Annotated in this window: 4 protein-coding genes; all 4 read left to right on the top strand. The window is 65.9% G+C overall.

Annotation, left to right across the window (positions count from 1 at the left end):
* On the top strand, positions 1–2,456 hold a 2,456-nt coding region (locus AC1DYM_RS21240), incomplete at its 5' end, for a beta-mannosidase (RefSeq protein ID WP_477341766.1).
* Positions 2,457–2,509: 53 nt separating this feature from the next.
* Positions 2,510–3,889, top strand: a complete 1,380-nt coding sequence (locus AC1DYM_RS21235; protein WP_477341769.1) for a glycoside hydrolase family 125 protein — start codon at positions 2,510–2,512, stop codon at positions 3,887–3,889.
* Between the two features lie 26 nt (positions 3,890–3,915).
* Positions 3,916–6,351: a GH92 family glycosyl hydrolase gene (locus AC1DYM_RS21230; RefSeq protein WP_477341764.1), complete on the top strand. Its 2,436-nt coding sequence runs from the start codon at positions 3,916–3,918 to the stop codon at positions 6,349–6,351.
* A gap of 94 nt (positions 6,352–6,445) precedes the next feature.
* Complete coding sequence (locus AC1DYM_RS21225; RefSeq protein WP_477341763.1) at positions 6,446–11,959, top strand: autotransporter domain-containing protein; 5,514 nt, start codon at positions 6,446–6,448, stop codon at positions 11,957–11,959.
* The last annotated feature ends 23 nt before the right edge of the window (positions 11,960–11,982 follow it).

Genomic DNA, 11,982 nt, shown 5'->3' with positions numbered 1-11,982 from the left:
GTGCCGTCCAGACGGCCCTGCTGGCGCTGGGACGGATCGGCGATCCGTTCTGGCGAGACAACGAGGCCGGCCTGCAATGGATCGGCCTCGCGGACTGGGACTACCAGCTTTCCTTCGACGTCGACGCGGCCGCGCTCAAGCGTGGCCACGTCGACCTCGTTTTCGACGGCCTCGACACGTTTGCCGAGGTCAGCCTCAACGGCAAGAAGCTGCTGGCCGCGGACAATATGTTCCGCCGCTGGCGCCTGCCGGTGAAAGGCGTGCTTCACGCCGGCAGCAACAGCCTGCTGGTGCACTTCCAATCCCCCATCGCCCGCCTGCAGCCCTGGCTGCTCAAGCAGCCGTATGCGCTGCCGGGTGAATTCGATTCGTCCTTCGGCGATGAGCCGAAGGGCAAGCAGACCTCCAACTACGTCCGCAAGGCCAACTACCACTACGGCTGGGACTGGGGTCCGCGGTACCTCGCCGCCGGCATCTGGCGGCCCGTGCGCCTGGAAAGCTGGGACGACCTGCGTCTGGCCGACTTCCATATCGCCCAGGCGAAGGTCGACGAAGCCAACGCGCACGTCGATGCGCAACTCGCCTTGCAGGCCGATAAGGCCGGCACGGTCAAGGTCGCCGTCGAATGGACCGCGCCGAACGGCACGCATGGCACTCAGGAACGCGAGGTGACCCTGGTCGCCGGCGAAAACCATGTCGCCGTGCCCGTCGACATCGACCATCCGCAACGCTGGTGGCCGGTCGGTTACGGCGATCCGAACCTGTACCGCTTCCACACCACCGTGAGCACGGGTGGCGCAACCGTCGCCCAGGCCGATCAGGAAACCGGCCTGCGCAGCGTGGAACTGCGCCGCGACAAGGATCAGTGGGGCAGGGGCTTTGCCTTCGTGGTCAACGGCGTGCCGACCTTCGCCAAGGGCGCCAACCTGATCCCGTTCGACAGCTTCCCCGCCCGGGTGACCACGGCGCGCATGGAGGCGATCCTGCGTTCCGCGCGGGACGCCAACATGAACATGCTGCGCATGTGGGGCGGCGGCACCTACCAGGACGACGCGTTCTACGCCGCGGCCGACCGCATGGGCCTGATGATCTGGCAGGACTTCATGTTCGGCGGTGCGATCACGCCCTACGATCCGGCCTTCCGCGAAACCTCGCGCATCGAAGCCGTCGAACAGGTCACCCGCCTCCGCGACCACCCGTCCATCGTGCTCTGGGCCGGGAACAACGAAGTGCAGACCGGCTGGGAGTCCTGGCCCGATCGCGAGGACTTCCGCAAATTCATCAACGCGGACGAAGTACGTCGCCTCGATGACGGCATGCGCGAACTGTTCGGCAAGACCCTGCGCAAGGTCGTCGGTGATCTTTCCCCGCAGACGCCTTACTGGGCGAGTTCGCCGAGCACCGATTTCGACGGCGAAGCCAATGTCGAGAACGATGGCGACTTCCATTACTGGAAGGTCTGGTCCGGCTCGGAGCCGATTTCGCATTACCTCGATGTCACGCCGCGCTTCCAGTCCGAATACGGCCTGCAGTCGTTCCCGGTCATGGCGACGATCAAGGCCTTCGCCGACGCCGGCGATATGCAGCCCGAATCGAAGGTGATGCGCGCCCACCAGAAGTTCGCCAACGGCGACGGCAACCAGCGGCTGCTGCTGTACATCCGCCAGGAATACGGCGAGCCGAAGGACTTCCCCTCGTTCGTCTACCTGAGCCAGGTGATGCAGGCCGAAGGCATCGAGCTGGCCGCCGAACACCTGCGCAGCGCGCGTCCGCGTAACATGGGCTCGCTGTACTGGCAGCTCAACGACGTCTGGCCGGGCGCCTCCTGGGCGAGCGTGGACTATTTCAATCGCTGGAAGGCCTTGCAGTTCCATGCGAAGCGTTTCTATGCGCCGGTCGACGTGGTCCCGCTGCGGCGCGACGGCAAGACCGAGGTGTTCGCGGTTTCCGATCGCACGGCCGACTTCGACGCCACGCTGCGCACGCGTGTCTACGACATGGCTGGCAAGCTCCTGCGCGAGGAGAGTCGTCCCCTGCGCGCGACGGCCCTCAGCAGCACGAGCCTGGCGCGCCTGGATGATGCGACCCTGCTCAAGGGCGCCGATCCGCGACGTACCGTGGTCGCTTTCGACCTGCTCGAGCAGGGCAACCTCGTTGCGCATCACCTGCTGTACTTCGGTGCGGCACGGACCCTCGCGCTACCCCAGCCGGAGCTGGCGACGAGCCTGCGCGACACGGGGCACGGGCTCGTGCTGACGGTCACCGCGAAGCGCCTGGCGCGCGGGGTATGGATCGACACGGGCGACCTCGATGTTCGCCTGTCCAACAACGCCTTCGACCTGCTGCCCGGTGAAAGTGTCGATGTGGCCATCGACGGTCACGTCGACGCGGACACGCTTCGCCACGCTTTGTCGGTACGCTCACTGATCGATGCCCTGAAGGAAAGCCAGCCGTGAATCCCAGCCGTCGTAACCTCATCAAGTGGATCTCGCTGGTACCCAGCGTCGCCATGGCTGGCGGGATCAGCGCAAGCGCGTTCGCCGCGCCACGCTTTCCCGGCAAACGGCCGCCGGTAGGCCAGCGCAAGTTCACCAGTCCGGCCGTCGAAGCACTGATCGCCGCGACCAAGAAGAAGATCGCCGATCCCGAGCTGGCCTGGCTCTTCGAGAACTGCTTCCCGAATACGCTCGACACGACGGTGGAAGTCGGTCGCCTGGACGGTTACGAAGACACCTTCGTCGTCACCGGCGACATCGACGCGATGTGGCTGCGCGACTCCTCGGCCCAGGTGTGGCCATACCTGCCGCTGGCGCCGAAAGACGAGGCGCTGCGTAAACTGTTCCGCGGACTGATCCGCCGCCAGGCCCGTTGTATCGCGATCGACCCGTACGCGAACGCCTTTCTTCCCGACCCCAAGGGCAAGAGCAAGCTGGACTGGGCGCAGTCCGACCAGACCGACATGCGCCCCGGCGTGGCCGAGCGCAAGTGGGAAGTCGATTCGCTCTGCTATCCGGTGCGCCTCGCGCACGGCTATTGGCAGACCACCGGTGACCGCGAGCCATTCGACGACGCGTGGCGTGCGGCGACGCGACTGATCGTCACGACCTTCCGCGAGCAGCAGCGGAAAACGAGCCCCGGCCCGTACCACTTCCAGCGCCCGTCGCCCAATCCGACCGAGAGCCAGTTCCTGCACGGCTACGGCCAGCCGACCCGTCCGGTCGGCATGATCCACCAGATGTTCCGTCCGTCGGACGACGCCACCGTCTACGCGTTCAATATCCCGGGCAACCTGTTCGCCGTGGTCACCCTGCGTCGCCTCGCACAGATGCATGCGAGCTTCTATGGCGATCAGGTCTTCGCCGACGAATGCCACGCCATGGCCGACGAGATCGCCGCTGCCGTCGAGCAATACGGCGTGGTAAAGGATCCGCAGGGCGACTACTGGGCCTACGAGGTCGACGGTTACGGCAACCAGCTGTTCATGGACGACGCCAACGTTCCGAGCCTGCTCGCGTTGCCGTACCTTGAGAGCGCGCCGCACGATGCCCGCTACCAGCGCACGCGTGACCGGGTATGGAGCACGCACAACCCGTATTTCTTCAAGGGCAGTGCCGGTGAWGGCATCGGGGGTCCGCACGAAGGCCTGCGCATGATCTGGCCGATGTCGATCATGATGAAGGCGTTCACCACGGATGACGTGGCCGAGCAGCGGCAGTGCCTGCACTGGCTCAAGACCACGCATGCCGGCACCGGCTTCATGCACGAGGCTTTCGATCAGGACGATCCGAAACAGTTCACCCGCGTGTGGTTTGCGTGGGCCAATACCTTGTTCGGCGAGCTCGTGGTCCACCTTGCCGACAAGCATCCCGATTCCCTGCGCCGCGTCTGACGCGCGCAACTGAGCTGGAGCGATTCATGGTTACCCGTCGACGTTTTCTGCAAGGCATGGCCGCTGTTTCGGTCGTTGGTCCGCTCGGTTCCCTCACCGTGCTGGCCGACGGGGTACACAAAGGCTTGAACGCGCCACCCGCCAGCGGCGGCACCGCTGCGGATGGCGTCTTGCGTTACGTCGACGTTTTTGTTGGCTCGAGCGGTCACGGTCACACCTACCCGGGTGCGACGCGGCCGTTCGGCATGGTCCAGCTGAGCCCGGACACGAACAACGCGGAGTGGGACGGCTCGTCCGGCTACCATCAGGACGATGGCTCGATCATGGGCTTCTCGCACACGCATTTGTCCGGTACCGGTGCGGCGGATATGCTCGACTTCCTGGTCATGCCGGCGATGGGCGCGGTACGGCTGCAGCCGGGCGATCGCGACTACGACGGCGTGAACTACGTGTCGCGCTTCGACGCCAAGCACAAGGGTGGGCAAAAGCCGGAGAAGGCGCCCCGTACGCACGTCAAGGGCTACCGATCGCGTTACACCGGCGAGCAGGCCCATCCGGGGTATTACCGGGTGAAGCTCACCGAGCATGACATCCTCGCCGAACTGACCGCGACCCTGCGTGCGGGTATGCATCGCTATACCTTCGCGAAGGACGGCGACGCGCACCTGTTGCTCGATCTCGCCCATGGCTATCAGGACAACGTCCAGACGCCCACGCGACTGAGCGATGTCGAGCTGACCCTCGTTGGCAACGACACCGTCGTCGGCGGTCGTCGCGTCTACCAGTGGGCGACCGGCCGGGTGCTCTACTTCGCCATGAAGCTGTCGCGGCCGATCGTGAACGCCACGCTCTATAGCGACGACAAGGCGCTGCCCGCCGGCACGACCACGATCAAGGGTGACCAGCTGAAGGCGGCGCTGCACTTCGACAAGGCCTCGAGCGAGCCCCTGCTCGTCAAGGTCGGCATCTCCGGCGTCGATATCGATGGCGCCATGCGCAACCTGGACAACGAAATGCCCGCCTGGGATTTCGACGGCGTGCGCGCGTCCGCGGAAGCGGAGTGGGAGCGGGAGCTGTCGCGTATCCGTATCGAAACGTCGTCGGACAAGATCAAGCGCACGTTCTACAGCTCGCTGTACCACACCATGCTCGCGCCGACGGTGTTCAGCGACTTCGACGGGCGCTATCGCGGCATGGACAAGGCGGTCCACACGTTGCCCGAAGGCCGGCACAACTACAGCACGTATTCGCTGTGGGATACCTACCGCGCGGAGCATCCGCTGTTCACGCTGTACCAGTCCGAGCGTGTGCCGGATCTGGTCGACGGCCTGGTGCGTCTTGCCGTGGAAAGCCCCAGTGGCGCGCCGGTGTGGCCGCTGCAAGGCATCGAGACGGTCTGCATGATCGGTTACCACTGCGCGCCGGTGATCGCCGAGGCGCAGGCCAAGGGCTTTACCGGCATCGACTACGCCAAGGCCTGGCCGGTGCTGCGTCGTCGCGCCCTGCAGGACGACTACTTTGGCCTGCCGGCGTTTCGTGCGAAGGGTTACATCCCCAGCGACAAGGAAGGCGAGGCGGCCAGCAAGACCCTCGAATACGCCTACGACGCCTGGGCCGTGGCACACATGGCCGATGCGCTGGGCCACGCCGACGATGCGGCGCTTCTGCGCACGCAGTCGCAGAACTATCGCAACGTGTTCGACAAGGACACCCAGTTCGTCCGCCCCCGTGCGGACGACGGCAGCTGGCTGCTGCCCTTCGACCCGATTAATATCGGTCACTCGAAGCGCTGGCGCGACTTCACCGAATCGAACGCCTGGCAGGCCACCTTCCTCAACCAGCACGACGTGTACAACTACATGGCGCTGTTCGGTGGCGAGACGGCCTTCGAGGCCAAGCTCGACGGGCTGTTCAACGCCGACCCGGCCCTGCCGGACAACGCGCCGCCGGATATCGCCGGGATGATCGGCCAGTACGCGTTCGGCAACGAGCCGGGCCACCACATGCCCTACCTCTATGCGTACGCCGGTTCGCACCACAAGACCCAGGCGCGCGTGCGCATGATCCTGGAATCCATGTACCTGCCCGAGCCCGATGGCCTTCCCGGCAACGAGGACTGCGGCCAGATGAGCGCGTGGTACGTGATCAGCGCGATGGGCCTGTACGCCGTCGACCCGGTCAGCACGAACTACGTGTTCGGCGGCCCGCTGCTCGATCGCGCGGAAGTGCAGGTCGGTGGTGGCCGTACGCTGGTGATCGAGGCGAAGGACAACGGTCCGGGCCGGCCTTACATCCAGTCGGTCAGCTGGAACGGCCAGCCGTGGTCGAAAAGCTGGATCAGCCATAAGGAACTGGCCGCCGGTGGCAACCTGGTCTTCGTCATGGGCGACAAGCCGAATGAGGCCTTCGGCAAGGCCAGGGCCGACCGGCCGCCCTCGTTCGGGTCAGCTGCCGGGGTGTAGCAAGTTTCTGCGAGCCTCGTGTAGATTCGCCTTCTGACCGTCAGGGAGGCGCGGATGACCCCGCCCGGTGGACCGGTCACGGGGGACAACTCGGATGAATCGTTCGTACCGGCTGGTATGGAATGCGGCCCTGCGCGTCGTGCAGGTGGTTTCGGAGCTGGCGCGCGCTGGCGGGGCGAGCCGGGCTGACGGTGTCGAGTCCCGCCGACGCGCCCTGCTGGTGGCCGCACCGCTGGCCCTGGCTGTCGCCTTTGGCCTGGCGTCCCCGGCCCAGGCGGCGGTCGAGCTGCCTGTCTTCGACAGCGCCACGGGCGCGACCCCCGTCCTGTCCATCCAGGGCAACACGCTTACGTTCTCGCAGCCTGATCCTTCGAACGTCTGGGTCAACTGGTCGAGCTTCAACATCGGGGCGGGCGGCACGGCAAACTTCCAGCAGACGTTGGGTGCCATCACGACAGCGTCGCACTCGGTGACCGGTGGCACGATCTCGTCGATCGCGGGCACGTTGTCGATGCAGGGGCGCCACGCGCTCGCCGATGCGCAGGGCATCACGATCGGGAGCACCGGCGTGGTCGGTGGGGACGACCTTGTGCTTGCCGCGATGGCGATGTCGCCTGCGGCGAATGGCATGCCGGCGGCGTATGAGTTCGACGCCATGGGTGCCGGGGCCAGCCTGGTCAACGCCGGCACGATCTCGACGGCGGGTAGCGCGGTGCTGCTGGGCTCGTCCGTGCGCAACGAGGGCAGCATTGCGGCGACAGGCAACACGATCCATATCGTCGCGGCATCGCACGTGAGCGACAGCGGGCCCCTCAACACCGCGGCATACAATTTCCTGCATACGCCCCCCACGCTGGGCGGTTACATCGCCCTCGCCGGCAACAGCGGGCAGCCGGCGATCGAGAATATCGGGACGATCACCGACCCGGCTGGCAACGTCATCCTGGAGGCACTCGGCGGCGACATCGTCAATTCGGGGACGATCCAGGCCAGCGGCGGTCGGGTGGGTCTCTACTCCGATACGAAGGTCCTCATGACCGGGACGATCGACACCAGCCAGGGTGCGCCCATCAGCAGCGTGGCGATCGGCGCGGGCTATGTGAACCCGGCGGGGACGACACCCGCGGTCGCCTACGTCGGCGACAGCGCGGTCATTCGCACCACCAGTGCGCTGATCGGTGGCACCAGCGACTTCGGGGGGCGGGTCGACATCAGTGCGCACGACGCGTTGCACCTGGGCGGCACAATCGACGTCCACGGCCATGCCGGGGGCTCGCTCAACATCGCCAGCGATGGCTATCTCGAAGCGGACGCGCGGGTCTACCTCTCGCGGATGCCCTACGACGGCAGCGGCTCGCTGGCAATCCGGTCGGGTGACGCCATGGTGGTGACCGACGCGGTTGTCGCCCGTATCGATGCAAACGGAACGTACACGCCGGGTGGTCCGTCGCAGGTGGGTGCATCGATGTTGTCCATGGCCGGTGGCGACATCAGCCTGACCTCCGACTCGGATATCGCATTCAACGCCGATGTGACGTTGTCGGGACAGACCGCGAATCTTGTCGCGACGTCGGGCGGTGCCATCGAACTTGCAGCGGGACGCACACTGTCACGCAGCAGCCAGGGCGCGAGGCTGTCGTTGTTGGCAACGCAGGGGCTGGTGCTCGATGCGAATACGCGCCTGGGCGAAGATACGTCTCACTTCAACAGCATCGAGTTGAAGGGCGGCGAAGTCGATACAGGCGCCGAGATCAATGCCGATGACTTGAAGGTGACCGCTACGCACGGCGATGTGACGCAGGCCGGAGGGGTGATCAAGGCGTTATCCTCCAACGTCAGTGCCACGGGCGACGTATCTCTCACCCAGGACAACCAGTTTTCATACCTGACCGTGACGGCGGGCGGGAACCTTGCCTTGCGTACCCTGAATTCGCTTCAGTTGTCCGCCAACGTCGCTGGCAGCACGACCATCGACGCGTTATCCGACGTGACAGCGCACGGAAGCAGCTTCGGCGGAATGATCACCGTCACCTCGCGTGATCTCATGCTGGACAACCAGTCGGCGCTGACGATGGGTGCGGTGGACGGCAGGAACGTCAGCTTGTACACGTACAACGGAGCCATCTCGCTGACCGACCGATTCGACGTGAGCGGCAATGCGACGATAGGGGCAGGGCACGGTTCGCTTACCCAGAGCGCCACGCCGCTTTCGATCGCTGGCAATGCGTACTTCGGCGCGTCCGGCGACGTGATCCTGGACAACCCGGCAAACCAGGTCGGTGGAGCCGTGGGTGGCTCGGGCACGAACGTCCGTATCGCGAACAACGGCGACATGCAGGTGGGCAGCCTCAGCGCAACGAATCAGCTGTGGCTGTCGACGGGAAGTGCGGCGGGCAAGGTGACCCTCCTGAACAGCCTGCATGCGGCATCGATCTACATCGACGGCTCGTTGCTGATGGGCCAGGATCCGTTTCCCATCCTTCCGGAACAAGTGATCGGGAGCCTGACGACGACGGGGTATATGTCGGTCGAAGGGAAGCACGGGTACATCTTCAACGGCGACATATCGGTGGGCACCGATCTGACGAATGCGGTGACGTCGCTGGCAAGCGTGTTCAACGGCGGGGTCCTGGTCAACGGCTCGACGCATTTGACGCAGGGTGCGATGGTCGTGGGCGACGACGCTCACCACGGTGCGACCCTGACATCCGACGTGTCCGTCGCGCAGGGCGCCGCGCTGAGCGGCACCGGTACGGTGATCGGCAACGTGACGGTCGCCCAGGGTGGCAGCGTCGCGCCCGGCGACGGCGGCCAGTACATTGTCGGCGATGGGTTCGGTACGCTGACGATCGATGGTTCGCTTGCCCTGAACGGCGGTGGGCTCTCGGTCAAACTCGGCACGCCGGGCGCGGATGCCCAGACGGTGGGGCTGAGCGATCGCCTGCACGTCACCGGCGATGCGGTGATCGACAACGCGCCCGTCGATGTTCGCGCCGGCGACGGCATGGCACCGGGTCTCTACACGGTGTTCGACTACGGCGGCACGTACACGGCGCTGAACGGAGGCTTCCATCTCGGTACGGCGCCTGCCGGCGACGCGCTGCAGTTGCTCGACCGCAGCGACCTCAAGCGCTTGGATGTGATCCTTCGCACGGACCTTCCCATCCAGTTCTGGAACGCGAATGGACTCGCCAGTGGCGCACGCTATGGCGGTGGCTCCGGCACGTGGGGCACGCTGGGCGCGACCTGGGCCGATGCGAGTGGCGCATGGCAGGGCTCCCTGCCGGATCCCGGATTTGCCGTCTTCGCAGGGGACCGGGGCGACGTAAGCGTGGACGACAGCAAGGGCACGGCCCGTGCCACTGGCCTGCAGTTCGCGACAGACGGCTACACGCTCGGCGGCGACCATGTCCGCCTCGTGGCGACGGGTACCGCCGCGCCAGTCATTCGCGTGGGCGACGGGACGAGCATGAGCTCCGGCTACAAGGCGACGATCAACAGCGTCCTCACCGGTCGTGCCGGCCTGGTGAAGGCCGACTACGGAACGCTCGTCCTTACCGCGGCGAATACCTACACCGGTGGCACGACCATTTCGGGCGGCGCGATCGAGGTGGCACAGGACACCGCCCTGGGCGACGGAAGCGGATACCTCAGCCTGGATGGCGGTGCGCTTCGCGTCGACGGTACTTACTTCAACGCGACGCGCCGCGCCGTCGTTCTTGGCACCCATGGAGGCGGCTTCGACATCGTCGATGCGGCCAACACCTTTACGCTCACACAGTCGTTAGGTGGCAGCGGCTCGTTGAGCAAACGAGGTGACGGCACGCTATCGCTCACCGGAAGCAACACCTATACCGGCGGCACGAGCATCGCCGCCGGTACGCTCCGTGGAAGTACGCTCAGTCTGCAAGGTGACATCGCCAACAACGGGACACTTGTCTTCGATCAGCCGACCGATGGCCGCTACGCGGGCTTCCTTAGCGGCACGGGCGAGATCGTGAAGTCCGGCGCGGGCATGCTGGTTTTCGACGGGCAGGGCAATTTCTCCGGCCATACCTCGATCGCCGCGGGCAGCCTCCAGATAGGAGACGAATCGACGCCGGGCGCGCTTCTGGGCGGCGCTGTCGATCTGGCCGCTGGCGCCTCCTTGAGTGGACACGGACGAATCGGAGGCGACCTGGTGGCTCACGGTACGGTCGCGCCCGGTTCGATCGGCACGTTGACGGTGGGCGGCGATGCGACCCTTGCATCCGACAGCACGCTGTATATCGACACGTCACCCGCCGGCGCCAGCCGCCTGGCCGTCGCCGGTCACGCGACGATCGACGGCGCCCGTCTCGTGGTGGATGCGCAGGGAGCGACGTGGATCGCAAACAACCACTACGACGTGTTGACCGCTGGCGGTGGCGTGACCGGTCAATTCGCCGCCGTCGACAGCCACTTTGCCTTCCTCAACGCGATCATCGCCTACAGCGCAGCGGGTAAGGTAAGCCTCGATCTTCAGCGCAACGCCGTCTCGTTCCTCGATGCAGCCTCTACACCGAACCAGCGTGCCGTCGCGATGGCCGCGGACAGCCTGGGTGTCGGCCATGCCGTCTACGACCGCGTCGTCGCGATGGACGAAAGCGCCGCCGAACGTGCTTTCTCGGCCCTCGCCGGTGACCTGCATGCCAGCGCGCAGTCGGTCATCGTCGACGACCAGCGTCAGGTACGCGATGCCGTGACACGTCACATGCTTGGCGACGACGACGGTCGCCAGGGTGCCCACGGCGACGATGGCCACGGCGTCACCACATGGCTGAGTGTCCTCGGCCACGATGCCGATTACGACGGCAACGCCAACGCGGGAAAGATCGACAGCAGTGGCAGTGGCGCGTTGCTCGGCATGGATGTCGCGGTCGACGGCGACGCACGCATCGGTGTGTTGCTCGGGCACGCGAAGCAGTCGCTGCACGAGCGGTCGCTCGACGGCTCGGCAAAGGTGCACAGCAACCAGTTCGGCCTGTATGGCGACGTGGCCTTCGATGCCCTCACGCTGCGCGGTGGCATCGTCCATGCGCATCACGATATCGATACCACGCGCCACGTGACCCTCGGCGACGAGACGTCGCGCCTGGATGCGGATCGCGATGCGGCCAGCACGCAGGGATTCGCGGAACTCGGCTATGCGTTTCACCCAGGCATGCGCACGCGCCTCGAGCCCTTCCTGCAGGTCGCCGCCGTACGCTGGAGCGGCGATTCGGCGACGGAACGCGGCGGCATCGGCGCGCTGCGTGTCGACGGCCGCGATGCGGACGTAACGGTGGGCAAGCTTGGGATCCACGCCGGCATGGCGACCGATGCGACGCATGTCGTGGGTTGGCAGACGACCGTCGCCTGGCAGCATGCGTCCGGCGACACCACGCCGTCCGCTCGCCTGCGTTTCGCCGATGGTGGCGAGTCCTTCGATGTTTCCGGTGTGCCACTGGCCCGCAACGCAACCACGGTCGACGCCGGCCTGTCCTTCCGGCTCAGTCCGGCGGTGCATCTGGATGCGAGCTATACCGGGCAGTACGCCAGCGGCCTGAGCGACCACGGCGGCCGCGTGAGCCTGGGGGTTTCGTTCTGAGGCGCCCCCTGTTCACGGCGGGT

The organism is Luteibacter sp. P1_D3, from assembly GCF_056406135.1.
This window is presented reverse-complemented; position numbering and strand designations above follow the sequence as displayed.